This is a genomic window from Olivibacter jilunii (assembly GCF_900607235.1).
Lineage (GTDB): Bacteria > Bacteroidota > Bacteroidia > Sphingobacteriales > Sphingobacteriaceae > Olivibacter > Olivibacter oleidegradans.
Genome location: NZ_LR027848.1, coordinates 402385 through 423229, shown reverse-complemented (window position 1 = coordinate 423229; position 20845 = coordinate 402385). Strand labels below are relative to the sequence as shown.

Here is a 20845-nt window from a genome sequence, read left to right as displayed (position 1 = left end):
GTATACCTCGTCCCGAACCTACCTCCTGTTTCGGGTTATTCGAATTTGATTTTTCTCTGCTAACGGAAAAGGCCTAACCTTGCTATTCCGTTATTTCTACATTCCATAAATAATACATGCTAATGGTTTAAACGTGAGAATAAACCTGAGGTGTGCTTGTGTACAATTTTCAAAAAATATTAAGAATCATATTGCTTCGATAAGCGAATTATTATGAAGAGAATTTTCATGCTCATGGGCCTGGGGGCGATGTTGTGCCATGCCGGTTGCCAATCGAAAAAAGAAGAGAAAGAAGAGCAAACCAAATTTTTGGTAACAACGCCCGTCAAGATGGATACGTCGATCATCAAAGATTATGTATGCCAGATTCGTTCCGTACAACATATTGAGTTAAGGGCGCAGGAGCGCGGTTATTTACAGAAGATTTTTGTAGATGAGGGACAGTTTGTGAAGGCAGGACAGTTGTTGTTTCAAATTATGCCTAAACTGTACGAAGCTGAGCTTCAAAAAGCACAAGCAGAGGCAAACTTTGCCGAAATAGAATATAAAAATACCAAAAGCTTAGCTGATAGTAACATCGTAGCGCCGAATGAATTAGCAATGGCGAAGGCTAAGTTTGACAAAGCGAAGGCCGAACTCGCGCTAACAAAAGTGCATTTGCAATTTACCGAAATCCGGGCACCATTTGATGGAATCATCGATCGGTTCCATGTACGGCAGGGAAGTTTAGTAGAGGAAGGCGACTTACTAACGGAGCTTTCTGATAATAGTAAGATGTGGGTATATTACAATGTACCGGAAGCCGAGTATTTAGACTATAAAACGAATCTTAAAAAGGACAGTTTAACGAAGGTTGATTTACTGATGGCTAATAACAGGTTGTTCGACTATCCGGGTAGGGTGGAGACCATTGAGGCCGACTTTAACAATGAAACCGGTAATATAGCTTTCAGGGCAACCTTTCCTAATCCCAAAGGATTGTTGAGACACGGCGAAACGGGTAACATTCAAATGAAAACTCCCTATAAAAACGCAGTGATTATTCCGCAAAAGGCTACGTTCGAGGTGCTTGAAAAGAAATATGTGTATGTACTGGATAAAGATAATAAGATACAATCGAGGGAGATTAAAATAGCTGCAGAGTTGCCACATCTCTTCCTTATTGAATCAGGTTTGTCTGTAGATGATAAGGTTCTCCTAGAAGGTATTCGGCTAGTTAAAGAAAACGAGAAAATTGAATACAAGCTGGAAGACCCCAAAGATGTTATATCGCATTTGGAGTTATATGCAGAATAGTGGATTAACTTAAAAAAAATCAGATGTTCAATAAATTCATACAGAGGCCTGTATTTGCGATTGTAATATCTATTATGATTGTATTTGTAGGTTCCTTGGCAATCAAACAGTTGCCCATATCACAATTCCCCCAAATTGCGCCAACAACCGTTAATGTTTTTATAGCTTATCCGGGATCTAGCGCAGATGTATTAGTGCAGTCGACGCTGATTAACTTAGAGAACGCGATTAACGGTGTTCAGGGTATGCGTTATATAGCCACCGATGCAACCAGTGCGGGGGAAGCTACCTTAAGGGTTATTTTTGAACCCGGTACCGATCCTGACCAAGCGGTAGTCAGGGTGAAAACCAGGGTCGACCAGGTGATGCCCCTCTTGCCCGAACTGGTTCAGCGTGAAGGAGTAGTCGTCTCCCCCATCCAGCCGAGTATGTTGATGTATGTCAACCTGTACGCAAAGGGTAAGAACATGGACGAAAAATTCCTGTATAACTATGCCAGCGTAAAAATGATCCCTGAAATCAATAGGATTAAGGGGGTGGCAAGATCGCAGATATTAGGTAGTAGAACCTATGCTATGCGGGTTTGGCTAAATCCCGACCGTATGCGAGCTTACCATATATCGGTAGACGAAGTGATGGACGCGATGGCTGAACAAAGTATTGTTGGTCGTCCGGGACGTATCGGACAGAGCTCAGGTATCAAAGCGCAGTCGTTAGAGTACGTATTAACCTATAAGGGCAGGTATAGTGAACCTGCTGAGTATGAAAATATCATTATTCGCGCCAATGCGGATGGTGAGCGTATTCGTTTAGGAGATATAGGTAAAGTAGAGCTGGGAAGTGAGTTCTTCGATATTTACTCCAACCTTGACGGTCATCCTTCGGCTTCCATATTGTTAAACCAAAACTATGGTAGTAACGCGAGTGATGTAATCGCTGCTGTAAAAGACAAACTTGCGGAGATGAAGGAAACGTTCCCTCCCGGATTGGATTATAAAATCAGTTATGACGTTTCCCAGTTCCTTGATGCCTCTATCGAACAGGTTGTCCATACGTTAAGGGACGCCTTTATCTTGGTGGCAATCGTTGTGTTTGTTTTCCTGGGCGACTGGAGATCTACGCTTATTCCTATATTGGCGGTGCCGGTATCGCTTGTAGGAGCATTCTTTGTTATCCAATTTTTCGGATTATCTATTAACCTGGTAACTTTGTTTGCCCTTGTATTAGCGATCGGTATTGTGGTGGATGATGCCATTGTGGTGGTGGAAGCGGTCCACGCCAAATTTGATGAGTTTCCTAGCATGACGCCCTACCAGGCTGTAAAAAGGGTATTGGGAGAAATTAGTGGTGCGATTATAGCAATTACGGCAGTAATGGTATCGGTATTCTTACCTATCTCCTTCATGACGGGCCCTGTGGGTACCTTCTATCGGCAATTCTCTATTACGATGGCGAGCTCGATTGTGATTTCGGCCATTATAGCGCTTACCCTCACACCGGTACTATGTGCCATGTTGTTAAAAAACCATCACACACACCACGCAAAGCCGAATATATTTACCAAAGCACTTGATAGCTTTAACCGTGGTTTTGATAAGCTTACCGGTAAATATGTTGGCGTATTGAAGTCTATAGTAAGCAGAAGAGTACTAACATTTGCTGTCTTAGCGGCATTCTGTGCAGGTATCTTCTTCGAAAACCGGGTACTTCCTGCTGGTTTTATCCCCAGTGAAGACCAGGGTACTATTTACGGGATTATCCAAACACCTCCGGGATCTACGCTGGAAACGACCAATGAGGTATCGCGAAAGCTTCAGGGAATTTGTGAACATGTAGACGGGGTAGAGTCGGTATCCTCCCTTGCCGGCTATGAAATTATGACAGAAGGTCGGGGTTCTAATGCAGGTACCTGTATGATTAACCTTAAACCATGGCATGAAAGGGAACACTCCGTTACCGAGATCATGAAAGAATTAGAAGAGAAATCCAAAGGTTTGGGGGCAACCATCGAGTTCTTTGAGCCGCCGGCTATTCCCGGATTCGGATCATCAGGCGGTTTCTCCTTACGGTTGCTAGATAAAAATACAACCACGGATTACCAGGAATTTGATAAAGTGAACAAACAGTTCCTCGAAGATTTGCGTAAACGTAAGGAGCTCGCCGGATTATTTACCTTCTTTGCGGCAAATTATCCTCAATATGAGCTTGAAGTTGACAACAATTTAGCCATGCAAAAAGGTGTCTCTATTGGTAAAGCAATGGACAACCTGAATATTATGATTGGTAGTACCTATGAGCAAGGTTTCATCAAGTTTGGCCGCTTCTTTAAAGTATATGTTCAATCGGATCCTAAATTCAGAAGACTACCATCTGATATACTTAATCTTTTCGTCAAAAACGATCACGGTGAAATGGTGCCTTATTCGGCATTTATGAAGCTTAAAAAGTCGCAAGGGCCAAACGAGATTACCCGATACAATATGTACAATTCGGCAGCCATCAGGGGACTTCCGGCAGCTGGTTATACTACTGCAGATGCTATTCAGGCTATTCGCGAAGTAGCGAAAAAATCGCTTCCTAACGGGTATGATATTGCATGGGAAGGACTTTCTTATGACGAGGCTAACAGAGGGAATGAGTCGCTCTATATATTCCTAATCGTACTGGCGTTTGTGTACTTTGTTCTTGCAGCACAATATGAGAGCTTTATCATCCCACTTGCGGTGGTATTCTCCTTGCCCGTGGGGGTGTTCGGTTCGTTTTTACTCCTTAAGTTAATGGGACTTCAAAATGATATCTACGCTCAAATCGGTCTTATCATGCTTGTCGGACTGCTTGGTAAGAACGCTGTATTGATTGTTGAGTTTGCCGTACTCAAACATCGAGAAGGAGCCTCCATACTGGAAGCGGCTATTGAAGGGGCGAAGGTCCGTTTCCGTCCTATCCTGATGACATCGTTTGCCTTCATTGCGGGATTAATTCCGTTAATTATTGCAACAGGTGCCGGCGCGATTGGCAACAGGACCATTGGTGCATCCGCGATGGGCGGTATGGTATTCGGTACTGTCTTCGGTGTAATTATAGTTCCTGGACTATACTATATTTTCGGTTCCCTTGCTAGCGGAAGAAAACTGATTAAGGGTGAAGATGAAAACTCATTATCCGATGAGTTTGTACATCAAATAGATAAATTCGATAATGGTGATGAAAATGAGTAAGATGTCTAAAAAATATAAATATGTATACGTTATAATAGGCTGCTTGGTACTAATAACGTATACAGGATGTAAAACACCTGCATTAGTTCAGCGTGAAGCAAATACAAAGACTCCTGCGAGCTATAATGGTTCGCAGGATACCGTTAACACGGCAAAATTGACTTGGAAGGAGTACTTTACTGATCCTTATTTAGCGGCGTTGATTGATACAGCTTTGAAAAATAATCAGGAACTGAATATTACCTTACAGGAAATTGAAATTTCAAGGAACGAGATTCGGGAGAGAAAGGGGGAGTATCTCCCATTCGTGGGGATTAAAGGGGCAGCTGGTGTTGATAAAGTAGCTAGATATACTAATATCGGGGCATTAGAACATCACGTGGAAATAAAAGAAGGAAAGGAAAATCCCGAGCCACTCCCTGATTTTATGTTGGGACTTTCCGCTACTTGGGAAATAGATATTTGGAAGAAGCTGCATAATGCAAAGAAAGCGGCTGTAAGCCGGTATCTGTCGACCGTAGAAGGGAAAAATTTCGTTATTACCAATCTGGTTGCAGAAATCGCCAACTCATATTATGAGTTATTGGCACTGGATAACCAGTTGGATATTGTTAAAAAGAATATCGAAATTCAAAGTAATGCCTTAAGAATAGTAAAAATGCAGAAAGAGGCCGCACAGGTTACGGAGCTGGCGGTGCGCAGATTTGAGGCAGAGGTGTTGAACACCAAAAGCCTTCAGTATGCTATTCAGCAACGTGTTACAGAAACGGAGAACCGAATTAACTTTTTATTGGGAAGGTATCCGCAGCCTATTCAACGGACTAGTGATAATTTCGAGCATTTGATACCCGAGGCTGTACATACGGGTTTACCTGCGCAATTGTTGGCAAATCGCCCGGATATCAAGCAGGCTGAATTGGAATTAGCAGCGGCGAAACTGGATATTAAGGTAGCAAAAGCCAGGTTTTATCCTTCTTTAGGAATTTCAGCGGCCATCGGTTACCAAGCTTTTGATCCTACTTATCTCGTGAAGACCCCAAAGTCCTTGCTTTATTCCCTGGCGGGCGATATCACAGCTCCTTTAATTAATAGGAATGCCATAAAGGCTGCGTATTATAATGCCAATGCCAAGCAGATACAGGCTGTTTATAATTATGAGCGGACTGTTTTAAATGCTTATGTTGAAGTGGCTAATCAATTGGCGAAAATTAACAACCTGGAAAAAAGTTACGATTTAAAGTCAAAACAAGTGGATGCCCTTTCGCAGTCGATTGGTATTTCCAATAGCCTTTTCAAATCAGCTAGGGCAGATTATATGGAAGTGTTATTGACGCAGCGTGATGCCTTGGAATCCAAATTTGAATTGGTTGAAACAAAAATGCAACAGATGAATGCCATGGTAAATATTTACAGGGCATTGGGTGGTGGATGGAACTAGCTGAATTTTTTGGATTGATTGAGGCCCTCGAAACGGTTGTTTTGAGGGCCTTTTTGATGCCGTTGATCTAATAAAAGGGTAAACTTTTTAACGAGCATCTTGTTCCCCTTTATGAGAGCTAATGAAAGGAAAAATGATGATACTTGTGTTGTTATGTACTTATACGCTTCTTCAATCCAATGCACCGCAGGATTATAAGCAGCTCCGCGAAAAAATGGTTATTGAACAGCTAGAAGCTCGTGGAATACACCACGATGCCACCTTGCAAGCGATGAGGCAAGTAGAACGACATTTGTTTGTACCCTCTCCTTACCAATCCTATGCTTACGAAGATCGTCCGCTTCCAATTGGTTTTAGACAAACAATTTCCCAACCCTTTATAGTGGCAAGCATGACACAAATGCTTGACTTAAGTAAAGACGATCGCGTACTTGAGATTGGAACCGGATCGGGTTATCAGGCAGCGGTGTTAGCAGAGATTGTAGCGCAGGTTTATACGATTGAGATTGTGAAGGAACTGGCTGAATGTACCAAAAAGTTATTGCATCAGCTGAATTATAACAATATAGAAGTTGTCATTGGTGATGGCTATCAGGGCTTAAGATCAGCCGCGCCTTTTGACGCCATCATTGTTACTGCAGCGCCGGAAAAAATACCGGAACCACTCGTCGAGCAGTTGAAAGACGGCGGAAAAATGATCATACCGATTGGACCTACCAAAGGCATGCAAACCTTAAAGCTCTTAAAGAAAAAGAAAGGGAAGCTTGTCGTTCAAGATCTTATGCATGTTCGTTTTGTCCCATTTACAAGGAAAAATAGATGAGATGGCTTGTTTACCGGATCATTTTTTTAGCGATCGAGCCTAACATTGCAAGTTTCTTCTCAAGTTCATCCGACCATTGTAAGCCGTAGCTCAAACGCATACAATTGTTAAATTGATTTTGAAGGGTAAACATACGACCGGGTGCAATGCTTATTTTTTGGCGCATAGCCTGATCGTATAGCAACGGAACATTTAAATTTGGATTCAGTTCTACCCAGAGTACAAATCCTCCCTGAGGTCTGCTGACCCGTGTTTCTTCTGGAAAGTAGTCGTGAATAGCTCGCGTAAAGTGTAGGCTGTTTGCTTGCAATGTACGACGCATTTTTCGAAGGTGGGCCTCATATCGTCCATTTTCTAAAAAATCGCCAATAACTTCCTGGGTGAGTGTGGTGGATGAAACGGCATGTAGTAGCTTAAGGCGGATAACTTGCTCCTTAAACTTCCCGGGCGCAACCCAACCTACCCGATAGCCGGGAGCCAAGGTTTTAGATACTGACCCACACCATAGAACCAAGCCCTTTTTGTCGAAGGCTTTGCAGGGTTTAGGTCGGTTTTCTCCAAAGTAAACATCACCATATAAATCATCTTCTATAAGCGGTATTTCGTGTTCCGATAACATGTTTACCAATGCCTTTTTATTCTCTTCGGGCATACAACTTCCAAGGGGATTGTTGAAGTTACTTACCACTAAGCAAAGTTTTATGCTAGGTAACACCTTTCGTAATGCATCGAGTTCCATACCGGTTATGGGATGGGTTGGTATTTCCAGCACTTCAAGCCCTAAGCTTTTCGCCAATTGCAATATACCAAAGTAAACAGGACTTTCCACCGCAATGGTATCGCCCTTTTTAGCAAGGGCCATCATACAATACGACAGTGCATTCATGGCACCGGCAGTAGTAACTAAATCATCCGCAGTGAGCATACCTCCCCAGGTGAAAGACCATCGCGCAATATTGCGACGCAATTTAAAATTTCCTTGAATTTCTTCGTAGGCAGTGCCACTTCCGTCAAGCGTACGGGTAGCTTGTAATAAGCTTTTATTCAGCTTGGCTATTGGTAAAAGTTCATTGGCTGGAACACCTATGGAAAACCGAGTAATAGAGGTGTCGTTTAACGACCGGTAAACCTTATCGATCAGGTTTTCCGCTTGTTCCTGATGCGATAAGACAGAAGGATTACTGGTGGTGGGAACAGGTAGTCTGCTTCTCGAATGCCTGGAGACATAGAAGCCCGATTGGGGGCGTGATTCGATGAGTGCTTTTCTTTCCAGTTCGAAAAAAGCACGTGTCGCTGTATTCATGCTTACGCCATATTCTCTTTTTACCGTACGAATAGAGGGTAACTTATCTCCTATTTTTAATACATTATTGCGTATTTGCTGCTCAATTGCCTTAGCTATGACAATATATAATGCTTCTTCTTTCATAATATAAACTGTATCCTTCAAATATAAAAAAATTGTATCTGTACTTCTTTTCTTTTTTTTCTCTTCTTTGTATAAGAAAAAAATAATCATGGAAATATTAATAAGTTATTACCAACCGGATAAGCAAACCTTTTTTGAGAAATTCAACAAAGCGTGGTTAAATAAATATTTTACCGTTGAACCTATTGACAAATATGTGTTAGAGCATCCGGAAGAGGCTATTCTTCGAGACGGGGGCGAAATTTTATTTGCAGCATATGATGGTGTAATTGTGGGCACGGTAGCGCTAAAAAGAGTTAGTGAGGAGGTTATGGAGTTAACTAAAATGGCTGTTGACGAATCTTATCATGGACTTGGGATCGGTAAGGCTCTGTGTGCACATGCCATCGAAAAGGCGCGCGAATTGGGAGTAAAAAAGCTGGTGTTGTATTCCCAAAGCATCTTGCAGTCTGCTTTAGCAATTTATAGAAAGTATGGTTTTTATAACGTGCCCGTGGATAACCCCAAGTACAAAAGGGCGGATGTAATGATGGAGTTAGTTTTATAATCCTTTTTAGATATGCAGCATACATTTCAAATAAAAATAGGTGTTGACGAAATGGATATGAAACTTATTCATACCTTTTTATCAAAAGAAAGTTATTGGGCTAAAGATATTCCGCTCGAACTGGTAAAGGAATCCTTAAATAACTCTTATTGTATCGGGGTGTTTGACAATAATAAACAAATTGCATTTGCCAGATTAATTACGGACAGGGCAACATTCGCTTATTTGGCCGATGTTTTTGTAATAAAAAGTTATAGGAAACAAGGGGTCTCAAAAATAATGCTTAATCATATTATGCGTTTACCCTGGGTCAAAACTTTGCGACGGATGATGTTGGTTACTGCGGATGCGCATTCGCTTTATGCCGAATATGGTTTTGGACCACTCGCTGATATAACACGACATATGGAAATATATACACCAAACCTTTACAAGAAATGAAAGCAGAAAAATTCAACCGGTTTACAAGCGACTGGATTAGGGCTTGGAATAATCACGATTTAGAAGAAATCATGACCCACTATGCGGATGATATTGATTTTCGTTCGCCAATCATTCAGCAGCTTGGAGTAAGCGAAGAAGGACAAGTACGAGGTAAGCAACAATTAAAGGACTATTTTGAAAGAGGCTTGAAGAAGTATCCGGATTTGGCCTTTGAACTGTACCATGAGCTCCACGGTATAAATTCGGTTGTTTTAGTATATCGGAGTGTTAATAACTCCATCTCTGCCGAATATATGGAACTAAACGACGAAGGTAAAATTCAACGGGTTCGGGCGCATTATCATTGGCATTAAAATTGACTTTGAAAGCGTATGAATACATTGGAAGGATGTAAAACATATTTGGAGAGTGTAATAAAGCAGTTCCTGTACTATAAAAAGTTGGGCGAACAGGCGATTGCCCAATTGGACGATACAAGTCTTCATTGGCAATACAATCAAGAAAGTAATAGCATCACTATTATCGTGCAACATTTAACAGGAAATATGTTGTCGAGATTTACAGATTTTCTAACTACTGATGGTGAGAAGACCTGGCGCAAGCGGGATGAGGAGTTCGAAGACCAACCAATTGATAGAAAGGAGTTGATGATTGTTTGGAATAAAGGTTGGACCTGTTTGCTCGATACCATGTATAATCTGCGCCCATCCGACCTTGATTCTATTATATATATAAGGAACGAGGGGCATACCGTCGTGGAAGCAATAAACAGACAGCTGGCACATTACGCTTATCACGTAGGTCAAATTGTTTATTTAGCAAAAATGATCAAAGACGATACTTGGGAAACCTTATCGATTCCACGTAACGGCTCTGCACAATATAATCGAAAAAAATTTGGCCAAAAGAAAAGTAAGCGTCATTTTACAGACAAGCCCTAATGATAACTATTTAAAAGAACAATCCACCTCGTGGTCATTTACCATGCCAACTGCTTGCATATAGGCATAGCAAATAGTACTTCCAAAAAATTTCATTCCTCGTTTTTTTAAGTCTTTCGCAATGGCATCGGATTCAGCGGATGTTGTCATAAATGACCTGTAGTTATCAACTTTATTGTTGATTATTTGCTGATTGGGCATAAAAGAATATAAATAGCTATAAAATGATCCGAATTCTTTCTGAATGCTTAGAAATATAATTGCGTTGGATATGGCTGCTTTCACTTTTCCTCTGTTACGTATTACTTCAGGGTCTTGAAGGATACGATCTACATCTTCGTCCGTAAATTGAGCGACCTTTTGAGCATCGAAATCGGCAAAATTCCGTCGATAGCCTTCTCTTTTTCGTAATATGGTGATCCAGCTAAGACCGGCCTGTGCCGACTCCAAAATCAAAAATTCAAATAAAGTTTTATCATCGGTTACCGCTTTGCCCCATTCCTCATCATGGTAAGCCATGTAAAGCGGGTCATTGCCGCACCATCCGCATCTTTTTATCATATATACGTCTCTGTTATTGTTATAATTCGTTCAGTGGGTCCCAGTAAATGGTCTTGAAGTTAACTACTCGATCGTTTTCTACTGTGATTCCTTCGTTTTCTAAGAGCTGCTGCATCAAGGTGGGATGACCGAAAGCTGCTTTAGCACTTAACTGGCCTTTGCTGTTTAGTACGCGGTGTGCGGGAACCGGTGGATCAGCTTTTCCGGCATTTCCCATTGCGTAACCTACCATTCGTGCAGCACCGTCCCTTCCAAGTGCCCGTGCGATAGCTCCATAAGAAGTAACCCTTCCTTCCGGAATCTGTCTAACCAACGCATAAACACACTCGTAAAAATTTAGTTCTTCCACCGTGGAACTTGCTTAAATTGCTAAATTAGTTATTTTCCCTATTAAAAACTGCATCTTTGTGTCATGTCTAAAGGAACGTTATATTTATTGCCGGTACCGTTATCTGATCAGGCAGCATCGGCGTCTTATACCACTTATTTTTCTGAGGTCGTCAATGCGATTGATGAGTATATCGTCGAAAACGAAAAAACGGCCCGTAAATTTTTAAAGCAAGCAGGATTGAAAATGCCGCAGCAACAATTGGTCCTTCATGATTATGGGAAACATGCAAGAGATGAATACGATAAAGATCGCTTTTTTAAGGCCTTGCTGGAAGGTAAGGACGTCGGTTTAATGAGCGAGGCGGGTTGTCCGGGAATTGCGGATCCAGGCGCAGATATTGTTGCCCGAGCCCATCAACTGGGTATTAAAGTGAGACCGCTTGTGGGGCCTAACTCGATGATATTGGCGTTGATGGCTTCAGGATTCAATGGGCAAACTTTTGCGTTCCATGGATATTTGCCTATTGATAAAGCGGCCCGTGCAAAGAAAATAAAAGAATTAGAACAGGTTGCTCAGAAAGCTAAGCAAACCCAGTTATTTATGGAAACTCCTTTTCGAAATAATCAATTGTTGGAAGAAGTGTTGAAGGTATGCTCCCCTAAAACCCGTTTATGCATTGCGTGCAATATTACCGATCCGGATGAATGGATCAGTAGTGATAGCATTGAGAACTGGAAAAAGAAAAAGGTGGATCTGCATAAAAAACCAGCGATTTTTTTACTGCTTTAAGGATTATCTTAAATAAGTAATGCTGTTATTCCAAACAGCGCGTACCTTAAGATTTAATCTTTTAGTACACGCTGTTAATTTGTACAATGGGAATCAAAACGTTTCCGTTCGATTATCATCCCATGCTTGGTTCCATTCAATCTGAAATTGATTCTGTTTGTCTGCATCCACTAGTAGTTTACCTTTAAACAGTAACTGTACATTGTTTTTTATGGAGCTGCTGACTGTAAAGGTCCTCAATAATGTATCGTCCTCATCATAAACATTTACGATATAACCTAATTCAACAGGGTTGCTTACATCCCCAATGAATTGATTAAAACTTAAGCTTTTATGATCGCTATTGAATAGTGGATAAAATACAATGTTTGTTGCTTCATCTTCTACGGAACTTGGAGAGGTGCTAAATGGGGTGTAAACAAGTGGGGCATGTTCGCTATGGATGCTAATTTTCCGTACATGAGCCAAGTCTTCTTCGTCCGTAAATTCAAATTTCACCTGACTAAAATACCGTTTCAGGCTAACGTCGATTTGTGTATTGCTGTTAACCTCCAAATGGGGGATGTGCGCCCCGAAGATATGTGCATCGTGGTTGCTGAAATGATTAGAAAGGTATAGATCAGAGGCCGTTGTTAGGACTTGTGGCAATAATAACTCCGCTTTTGAAACATTGGAGGTAATGAAGGCGTAATAGCTTCCCGAAGATAATTTAAAGGATAAATCAACTCCTTCGTCCGAAGGATTGAACGTCGTACTGCCTTGCAATGCTAGTAAATGGTCGTCCGCATTAAAGATAAAATAATGGATTTTGCTAATGTTGTCTGTCGACTCTTCCGGCCTGTCTTGATTATAAATACCGGAAAGGCGGAAGTTATCGAGTTTAAAAGTACCACGATTTGGATCGAAATCGTTCGCATCTCCCCTTTCGCCTTCAAAAGGCTCTATCTTGATCGTTAAACGTTGCGCTTGTATAATCGTACGCAGATCCGATAAATTAAACTCATAACTATTTCTAGCATTGTCTTTCGTGTTGGCAAACTGATTGTCGGCTGATAAAAGCGTGTAGGAGTTGCCATTGTCTGTTGAGAAATACAGGCTAAAGTTCTTCGGACCGGTTCCCGAGCTTCCTACATCAAAGGCCAGTTTGCTTATCTCAGAAACGCCCGTCAACGGCATAGTAATCACCAAAGATTGTAAGCCTTTTAAACTTAAGCTTCTACCAGCTGGATAAGGACTCAATCCGTAACCAGCTGTAAAACCAGGTGATGTGTCAGCTGCTTGAAAGGATATAGATGCTGATGAAGTGTTGATTGCTATATCCGGTAATAAATTTTCCTCATTAAAAGACCAAAAGTATACATATTGTTCCTGAGGACTCGGCTCTAATGGCATCGCAGACACTAAGCTAGGGGCTCCGTGGCTAGACAATCGCGACAAACTCAAGGAATGAGGGCTTGCAAGTGGTGTAATACTTGTTGAAAAGCCCTTAAGCTTAAAACGAACAGTGTGTAAGGTCTCTTCCTGCGGTTTGGTTGGAAGCTGAGGTGCCGGTTTCTCACAACTTAAAAACAGAAAAGGGAAAAGGAGAAACAAGAGGCAAGATTTGTAAAGTAACGTTTTCATAATCCGTTTAGTTTTTTAGGTTATAGGTAGGTTTTCCTTATAAAGCGATAAGAAAACCATGAATGAGACGGATAATGTCAATTATCGGTGACTCTCTTTGCAATAATAGCTAATTCTGCCTTAACTGTCTAAGACAGAGCTAAGAATGAACAAAGTGAACAGGATGATAAATTGCGTGTGGGATAGGTTAAGCGTGCCTAAAGCCATTTCGGTTTTAGGCATGCTACTAAAGAGGAGGCTAGTAGTTTATAAGGTCAAAGCCAATATCTCTCCTAAAATTTTTACCCTCAAAGTAAATCCGCCCAGCATCAGCTGTGGCTTGCTGTAGGGCTTCCAGCAGATTGTCTTTAAGAGCAGTTACAGCAATAACACGGCCTCCGGCCGTTTTGACTTCTTCGTTAACAAGCGTTGTACCGGCATGGAATAGCAAAGATTCTTTGACATTTTCCAATCCGCTGATTATTTTGCCATTCTCATATTTCCCTGGGTATCCGCCGGATACCAACATGACAGTAGCTGCAGTTTTTTCTGACACTTTAAATGATTTTGTCGCTAGATTTTCTTCGGCTACTCCCATTAATAAATCGACGAAATCACTTTCGATACGAATGAGTACGCTCTCCGTTTCCGGATCCCCCATTCGTACATTGTATTCTACGACATAAGGATTACCGTCGTCATTCATTAAACCTATAAAGATAAAGCCTTTATAGGGAATATTATCCTTTCTTAGGCCTTCGATGGTGGGCTTAATGATGTCCTTTTCGACTTTAAGCAAAAAAGCTTCGTCCGCAAAAGGTACAGGTGAAACGGAACCCATCCCACCGGTGTTTAAACCTGTATCGCCTTCTCCTATACGTTTATAGTCTTTTGCTGCTGGTAAAACCTTATAGTCTTTTCCGTCTGTCAAGACAAAAACAGATAATTCTATGCCTTTTAAAAAGTCCTCAACAACAACCTTGTTGCTTGCTTCGCCGAATTTAGCATCGGCCAACATGGCGCGAAGTTCCGTTTTTGCCTCTATCAAATCAGCGCAGATCAGCACTCCCTTTCCGGCGGCTAAACCATCTGCTTTTAAAACGATGGGTAATTTTCTGGTCTCGAGGTATTGTAAACCTTCTTCCAAGGTTTCTTTTGTAAACGAACGGGAGGCTGCTGTTGGAATTGCATGGCGTTGCATGAATTGTTTAGAAAAGTCTTTACTCCCCTCTAATTGGGCTCCGTCTGCCGTCGGTCCAATCACAGGAATATTGCTCAACTGTGCATCTTGCAAAAAATAATCATGAATACCCTTTACTAACGGCTCTTCCGGGCCAACTACTACAAGGTGGATATCGTTCTCTAGTGCAAAGGTACCTAACGAAGCAAAATCAGTAACCTTGATATCTACGTTTTTTCCGTAAGCGCCGGTGCCCGCATTCCCGGGAGCAATAAATAATTGTGAGGTTAATGGACTTTGAGCAATCTTATAAGCAAAAGCACTCTCCCTTCCCCCGGAACCAATCAATAAAATATTCATATGTAAATAATTATTCATTCGTGTTTGCATTCAATTGTATTCATGAATGCTTCGCATTTGTTCTTTAATGGTCATACCCGCCTACCGGTAGGCAGGTGGAATATCCAGATTATTTTATTCGTAACCTGTTTGTTTTTTATACACTCATGCTACTTCGTGGTCATTGAGTTTATGTTTGGCAATCATGGATATTTCATTTCTTAAATTTTGAGGATATTCCTACCAATACCGCAAAGTTATTTTTTTTCATGAATTATTGAGCTGCTTTATGAAAGCTTTTTCCTTTTATCAATCATCACCGGAAAAAGTGTATCTTGTGGAATCGTTAAGTAGTTGAATAGCGAAGTGGTTGAGTAGTTGAGTAGTACCTTTCTATCAAAGTTGCAACAATTACTCACACCGAATAACCAATAACGGATAACAAATAACTAACAGCCAAAGAACATGGAATATTTAAAATTGGAGATAAGAGAGCATATTGCTCATATCATGCTAAACAGAGGAAGTTCCAATGCATTACATGCCGAAATGGTTGCGGAATTAAAAGATACGCTTGAGATCGTAGGGAATGATGAACGCATCGGCGGAATTATACTTTATGGGAAGGAGGGCTTTTTTAGTGCCGGATTGGATTTAATCAGTTTGTACAATTATGATGAGAAGCAAATAAAAGCTTTTTGGTATCAATTTCTAGATCTTGTAAAAACGTTTGTTTCCTTTCCCAAGCCGGCTGTTGCTGCTATTGGTGGGCATAGCCCGGCAGGCGGATGTGTGCTGGCTCTTTGTTGTGACTACCGAATAATGGCAGAAGGTGACTTTATTATCGGACTAAACGAGGTGCCTGTCGGTATTATTGTACCCGAGAGCATTTTTGAGCTATACAGCTTTTGGATAGGAAAGGCCAAAGCTTATCGGTATTTGCTGACGGGCGAATTGTTACAGCCGCAACGCGCTTTAGAAGAAGGGTTGATTGATGAGCTGGTACCAATAAATCAACTACACACGAAGGCCGATAAGCAAATGAAAAGGTATTTGAATTTTAATTGGAATACCTGGCAACAAAGTAAGAGAGAATTACGCAAGGAGCTTGTTCATCGATTCAATCAAGATGCTACAGAAGTAGTTGATAAATTGCTTGCACAGTGGTGGGAACCTTCCACAAGAGGCATACTCAAGACAATCATTGGTAATTTAACAAAGAAGTGATGTTCAGATGAAAGAATTTCTAAGGTAAGTTTTTAAATAGCCACAAAAGTCTGCATAATTATGGAAAAAATACAAGGCGCGCTACGCGATGATGCGCTTAAAGGAAAAACAATAGTTGTAACAGGAGGTGGTACCGGTTTAGGGAAAGCCATGAGTACCTACTTTTCGGCACTTGGCGCCAATTTGATCATTGCGAGTAGAAGGCAGGAAGTGTTGGATAATACGGCAAAAGAAATCATGGATAGCACAAAAGGCCAGGTATTGGCGATTGCCTGTGACGTTCGCAAAACAGAGGATATAGAAACCGTTTTGGTTAAGGGAGTGGAAAGCTTTGGTAAAATAGATGCGCTCGTAAATAATGCAGCGGGGAACTTTATATCGCCTACAGAGAAGTTATCCGCTAATGCCTTTTCAGCCGTGATCGATATTGTCTTAAAGGGGACGGTTAATGCGACGCTTGCCTTTGGAAAATATTGGATAGAAAATAAAATAAAAGCTTCGGTTTTAAATATAGTCACAACTTACGCGTTTACGGGCTCTGCTTATGTTGCACCTTCGGCAGCAGCAAAAGGAGGCGTGCTGGCTTTAACACGATCGCTCGCAGTAGAGTGGGGAAAATATGGTATTCGGCATAATGCCATTGCCCCTGGTCCTTTCCCAACTAAAGGAGCATGGGAGCGCTTATTGCCGGGAGCGCTTGCTGAAAAGTTTGATTTTCGAACTAGGGTTCCGCTTAAACGGGTTGGCGACCATCAGGAGTTAGCCAATTTAGCAGCCTTTTTGCTCTCTGATTACGCGCTCTTTGTGAACGGTGAAGTGGTTACGATAGATGGAGGTGAATGGTTGCAAGGTGCCGGACAGTTTAGTGCGATGGAAGCTATTCCGGAAGAGATGTGGGAACAGCTCATACAGCAGGGAAAAAAAACGAAGGGAAGCTAGCACAAAAAAAATAAACATTTGTGAAAAAAAGTAACTTTATCTAAGTTTGCTAAACTTATCCGGATATTAATTTGACGTATTCATTAGCTCGACTGCCTCGCTTTTAATGGGGATTTCCAGTGAGTAATAATGAAATTTAGATAGCGCTTTGAACAATGAAGATGGCTGAAACACAAGTACAGGAAGAGACCTTTACACTGGAAGAAATTCTCTCGGTTACTAAAGAGTATCATCGGTTAATCTTGTGGAACGATGACATAAATACATTCGACCATGTAATTCACTGCCTAATGAAGTATTTAGACTATAGCGAAAGTCAGGCTGAGAAAATTGCATGGAAGGTGCATAACGAAGGGAAATGTGCGGTACTGGAGGGCACATACACTGAAGTGGATGTTTATAGGAAAATTCTGAAAGAAGAGGGCTTAACCGTTAGCATTGAGTAGTTCCTTCGTTATTGAAGTGTACCGATCGCCTCTTCCAACTCGTCTTGTGTGGTTTTCGTTTTATCTTTCGTATACCATAACATCACTTTTTCAATCCATTCCTCTTTACTTAAACCCATAACTTTTAGCGATTCGATGTATAGCTGCAGTTCTTTAGGCCGTGGCCCCCAGTTAAGTATCTCTTTATTTTCGGCCACGTCATAGATAATCAATTTCGGAATCCCACGTGCCCCATTGGTTAAATATTGGTCCATATAATCTGTATTGCTGTCTCTCAAAACGATAAATAAATCAATCTGGCTAGGATTGGCTTCCGCTATTTTGGCTATAACCGGTAATATCTGAGCAGCATCCCCACACCAAGCTTCTGTAATGACGGTAAAAACATATTGTCGTTTCAATTGTGAAAGCTTCGTAAGCAAAGACTTTTTCAGAGTGATCATTTTACCAATGCGCTGCATTCTTACCAGATTTAATGCCGTAAAATTGGCTAAAAACGAGGATTGGTCAGGACCTGTAGTCTGTCTTTTTTCTACAAGCTGTTTCACCAGTTCTATATAAGCATCGTAGCTAAATCTTTCTTGCGGTATATGGTTTAAAGACATGCCGCGAAGATACTGTAATAATGGTGTTACGGGTTAATCTTATTGTCAAAAAAGGAGTCCTAGACTAATTGATAATGTTAATTTTGACGGCGTCAGATAAAGCTAAAATTAAATAGATTCATACAATGAAGTTACAAGTGGTAAGAAATATTACATTATTCTTAACCTTATGCCTAGGACCTTTCCTTTTGCAGGCGCAAGACCTTGCGAAGATAAGCGGCATTGTTGTCGATTCCGTCAGTAGTCGACCCATAGACTTTGCTAGCGTAACCTTAATGAACCAACAGACGAACCAAGTAATAAAAGGCGGGCAAACCGATGATGACGGTAAGTTTATTTTTTCCGGCATACCGGCTGGGACTTACCTATTACGCGCCAGCTTTGTTGGCTATGATGCTTATGAAAAGCGATCTCTACGTGTAACCGGTACACAAACACTGGCATTAGGGAACCTAAAGCTAAGCCCTTCGGCAAGTACCATGTTAAAGGAAGTGGTAATAGAAGGGACACCGCCTGCTATGCAAATGGGGATTGATCGAAAGATTTTTAATCCTGAACAAAGTATCGTGAGTGCAGGAGGAAGCGCTTCTGAACTATTGGCTAATGTACCTTCCCTGTCGGTGGATATGGATGGAAATGTGGGGTTGAGAGGTTCTACAAATGTTAAAATCTTAATCGACGGAAAACAATCGGCATTAGCCGGCAGCAATATTAACAGTCTATTGGAATCATTACCTGCCAATTCTATACAACGAATCGAAGTGATGACAAATCCGTCCGCTAAATACGACCCGGAAGGACAAGGGGGCATTGTCAATATTATTTTGAAAAAAAACATCCGTACAGGCTTTAACGGCATGGCTCGTGCAGGAGGTGGTTCTTTTAACAATTACAATGCAGGGATCGACCTAAACTATCGCGATACGAAATTTAACTATTTTGGAGGCTACGATTTCAGACGAAGAAATAATCCAGGGAGCGGCTTTAATAATAATATTTACAATGATGGAAGTAGGGTATACAATATAAGCGATAACCAACGGAAGGGGAATAGTCACACCGTTCGTTTAGGAGCTGATTTTTTTGCAACAGAAAAAACTACCTTAGGATTATCGGCTAATCTTAATTTACGTGATAATATTCGGCGAGAGGACCTATTTTATACTTATTACGATGCAACAGGCTCCGTCATCGGTACGAGTCCACGCTACACTAACCAGAATGAGGACGATACAGGTTACGAGTTCAATTTCGATTTCAAACGGGAATTTAAACGCGAAGGGGAAGAATTAACTGCCAATGTATCATACGGTAGAAGTAAAGAGGACGGCATCCAGACCTTTGAGCAAACGGCAACGGATCCTTCCATTGTAATTGATCCCGGTCGGATTAATGATACGTATGAAGATGGTGAAAACGTTAATATACAAGTCGATTATGTGCTTCCCTTTAGCAAGGAACAAAAGCTTGAGACAGGATACAGAACAACTTTACGTTACAGCGATGAACAGCAATTGTCCGACGCATTTTCTCCATCCACGGGGCAATATGAACGAGATTATAACCTAACAAATGACTTCAATATGGATGATATTGTCCATGCTCTTTATGCTAATTACCAGAACAAGCTAAGCGACAAATTCGGTTATCAGGTTGGTCTACGTGCTGAACAGGCTTATTTAAATACCGAGTACCTTTCTTATGATCCGAATTTAGCCCCTGAAGACCGGTCGACTAAAGGGCGACTGGATTATTTCCGTGTTTATCCAAGCATCTACCTGACACAGGAACTCTCAGAAGGTTCATCCTTACAACTGAGTTACACACGTCGAGTTAACCGTCCTCGCGGATGGCAAGTGAATCCTTTTTTGGATATCTCTGATCCCGTAAATTATAGACAAGGAAATCCAAACCTTAAGCCGGAAGATATTCACTCCCTGGAATTAGCGTATAGTAAAAAGCTGGGAAAAATGAACCTAACCTCTTCGGTATACCATCGCATTACGAACGATGTAGTGGAAATGATCGTCGATTCGGCAGCGTCAGGCACTAATGTTACCTATTCAACCTTCCGTAACATTAGTCAAAATCGCGCAACGGGGATTGAACTTATTTCGCAGTTCACACTGAACCAAAATTTTGATTTTATGGCCAACTTCAATGGAAACTACCAGTCATTCAGTGGGAGTGAAGAATACGGCGTTGACGCAAACAGCGGTTTTAACTGGGATGCTAACTTAACGGCCAATGGCAGGATTGCTAAGGGCCTGACCGCTCAACTTAGAGGGAATTATATGGCTCCACGTGTCATGGCACAAGGGACATCGACCAGCATGTTTTTTGCGGATGCCGGACTCAAGTGGTCTGTTTTGGAAGATAAGGGAAGTATCATGTTGAATGTTCAAAATATCTTCAACAAGGCCCGGTTTGGAGGAACAAGAACAACTGCGCAGTTTTACAGCGAATTCCAACGTAATTTCATGAAAGGTCCGCGTGCTATGTTGACACTTTCTTATCGCTTTGGCAAACGTAACCCCGATCAAGAACGCAAGCGTAGAAGAGAAGAAAATACGGAAGATTTCCAAAGTGGTGGCGAAATGCAGTAAAATATTTCGCCGCTATAAATTACTTCTTTATGGCAGCTAAGCTAACCGATAAACTTTCATATAAAGGAAAGTTTGGCTAAGTTT

Annotated in this window: 19 protein-coding genes; 13 read left to right on the top strand and 6 right to left on the bottom strand. The window is 41.3% G+C overall.

Annotated features, from left to right (window positions below):
* Window positions 1-213 precede the first annotated feature (213 nt).
* The 4 genes from E0E36_RS01825 to E0E36_RS01810 all read left to right on the top strand — a co-directional run bounded on the left by E0E36_RS01825 (window position 214) and on the right by E0E36_RS01810 (window position 6775).
* Complete coding sequence (locus E0E36_RS01825; protein ID WP_013664775.1) at window positions 214-1296, top strand: efflux RND transporter periplasmic adaptor subunit; 1083 nt, start codon at window positions 214-216, stop codon at window positions 1294-1296.
* Between the two features lie 23 nt (window positions 1297-1319).
* Entirely contained in the window at window positions 1320-4514 is a 3195-nt protein-coding gene (locus tag E0E36_RS01820; protein WP_013664776.1) for an efflux RND transporter permease subunit, read from the top strand.
* 1 nt (window position 4515) lies between these two features.
* Window positions 4516-5952, top strand: coding sequence for a TolC family protein (locus E0E36_RS01815; RefSeq protein WP_242627110.1), 1437 nt, complete (start codon window positions 4516-4518; stop codon window positions 5950-5952).
* 133 nt (window positions 5953-6085) lie between these two features.
* Window positions 6086-6775 carry a protein-L-isoaspartate(D-aspartate) O-methyltransferase gene (locus tag E0E36_RS01810; protein WP_130854528.1) on the top strand — a complete coding sequence of 230 codons (690 nt, stop codon included), beginning with the start codon at window positions 6086-6088 and terminating at the stop codon, window positions 6773-6775.
* 10 nt (window positions 6776-6785) lie between these two features.
* Here the strand turns inward: E0E36_RS01810 and E0E36_RS01805 are convergent, their stop codons facing one another.
* Complete coding sequence (locus E0E36_RS01805; RefSeq protein ID WP_013664779.1) at window positions 6786-8204, bottom strand: aminotransferase-like domain-containing protein; 1419 nt, start codon at window positions 8202-8204, stop codon at window positions 6786-6788.
* 88 nt (window positions 8205-8292) lie between these two features.
* On the opposite strand from E0E36_RS01805, the gene E0E36_RS01800 reads away from it, so the two are divergent.
* The 4 genes from E0E36_RS01800 to E0E36_RS01785 are packed head-to-tail and all read left to right on the top strand — an operon-like array spanning window position 8293 to window position 10136.
* A complete protein-coding gene (locus E0E36_RS01800) occupies window positions 8293-8751 on the top strand; it encodes a GNAT family N-acetyltransferase (protein WP_013664780.1) in 459 nt (152 codons plus the stop codon).
* 12 nt (window positions 8752-8763) lie between these two features.
* Complete coding sequence (locus tag E0E36_RS01795; protein WP_130854527.1) at window positions 8764-9192, top strand: GNAT family N-acetyltransferase; 429 nt, start codon at window positions 8764-8766, stop codon at window positions 9190-9192.
* Window positions 9189-9548, top strand: a complete 360-nt coding sequence (locus E0E36_RS01790) for a nuclear transport factor 2 family protein (RefSeq protein WP_130854526.1) — start codon at window positions 9189-9191, stop codon at window positions 9546-9548. The genes E0E36_RS01795 and E0E36_RS01790 overlap by 4 nt, the downstream gene beginning before the upstream one ends.
* Window positions 9549-9566: 18 nt before the next feature.
* Complete coding sequence (locus E0E36_RS01785) at window positions 9567-10136, top strand: DUF1572 family protein (RefSeq protein ID WP_013664783.1); 570 nt, start codon at window positions 9567-9569, stop codon at window positions 10134-10136.
* Between the two features lie 6 nt (window positions 10137-10142).
* Here E0E36_RS01785 and E0E36_RS01780 read toward each other — a convergent pair whose 3' ends face one another.
* Entirely contained in the window at window positions 10143-10697 is a 555-nt protein-coding gene (locus E0E36_RS01780; RefSeq protein WP_013664784.1) for a DNA-3-methyladenine glycosylase I, read from the bottom strand.
* A 19-nt stretch (window positions 10698-10716) separates the two neighbouring features.
* Window positions 10717-11046 carry an MGMT family protein gene (locus E0E36_RS01775; protein WP_013664785.1) on the bottom strand — a complete coding sequence of 110 codons (330 nt, stop codon included), beginning with the start codon at window positions 11044-11046 and terminating at the stop codon, window positions 10717-10719.
* Window positions 11047-11109: 63 nt separating this feature from the next.
* Here E0E36_RS01775 and E0E36_RS01770 point away from each other — a divergent pair, with 63 nt between their 5' ends.
* A complete protein-coding gene (locus E0E36_RS01770) occupies window positions 11110-11817 on the top strand; it encodes an SAM-dependent methyltransferase (protein WP_130854525.1) in 708 nt (235 codons plus the stop codon).
* A 93-nt stretch (window positions 11818-11910) separates the two neighbouring features.
* Here the strand turns inward: E0E36_RS01770 and E0E36_RS01765 are convergent, their stop codons facing one another.
* Both E0E36_RS01765 and purD read right to left on the bottom strand, forming a co-directional pair.
* Window positions 11911-13440 carry a hypothetical protein gene (locus E0E36_RS01765; protein WP_130854524.1) on the bottom strand — a complete coding sequence of 510 codons (1530 nt, stop codon included), beginning with the start codon at window positions 13438-13440 and terminating at the stop codon, window positions 11911-11913.
* A gap of 238 nt (window positions 13441-13678) precedes the next feature.
* Window positions 13679-14959, bottom strand: a complete 1281-nt coding sequence (purD, locus tag E0E36_RS01760) for a phosphoribosylamine--glycine ligase (RefSeq protein ID WP_130854523.1) — start codon at window positions 14957-14959, stop codon at window positions 13679-13681.
* A 444-nt stretch (window positions 14960-15403) separates the two neighbouring features.
* On the opposite strand from purD, the gene E0E36_RS01755 reads away from it, so the two are divergent.
* The 3 genes from E0E36_RS01755 to E0E36_RS01745 all read left to right on the top strand — a co-directional run bounded on the left by E0E36_RS01755 (window position 15404) and on the right by E0E36_RS01745 (window position 17550).
* Complete coding sequence (locus tag E0E36_RS01755) at window positions 15404-16165, top strand: enoyl-CoA hydratase/isomerase family protein (RefSeq protein ID WP_013664789.1); 762 nt, start codon at window positions 15404-15406, stop codon at window positions 16163-16165.
* 60 nt (window positions 16166-16225) lie between these two features.
* Window positions 16226-17104, top strand: a complete 879-nt coding sequence (locus E0E36_RS01750; RefSeq protein WP_013664790.1) for an SDR family oxidoreductase — start codon at window positions 16226-16228, stop codon at window positions 17102-17104.
* 155 nt (window positions 17105-17259) lie between these two features.
* Entirely contained in the window at window positions 17260-17550 is a 291-nt protein-coding gene (locus tag E0E36_RS01745) for an ATP-dependent Clp protease adaptor ClpS (protein WP_013664791.1), read from the top strand.
* Window positions 17551-17558: 8 nt separating this feature from the next.
* Here E0E36_RS01745 and E0E36_RS01740 read toward each other — a convergent pair whose 3' ends face one another.
* Complete coding sequence (locus E0E36_RS01740; protein ID WP_130854521.1) at window positions 17559-18155, bottom strand: thioredoxin family protein; 597 nt, start codon at window positions 18153-18155, stop codon at window positions 17559-17561.
* Between the two features lie 125 nt (window positions 18156-18280).
* Between E0E36_RS01740 and E0E36_RS01735 the strand changes: the two genes are divergently transcribed.
* Complete coding sequence (locus E0E36_RS01735; protein ID WP_013664793.1) at window positions 18281-20761, top strand: TonB-dependent receptor; 2481 nt, start codon at window positions 18281-18283, stop codon at window positions 20759-20761.
* Window positions 20762-20845 lie beyond the last annotated feature (84 nt).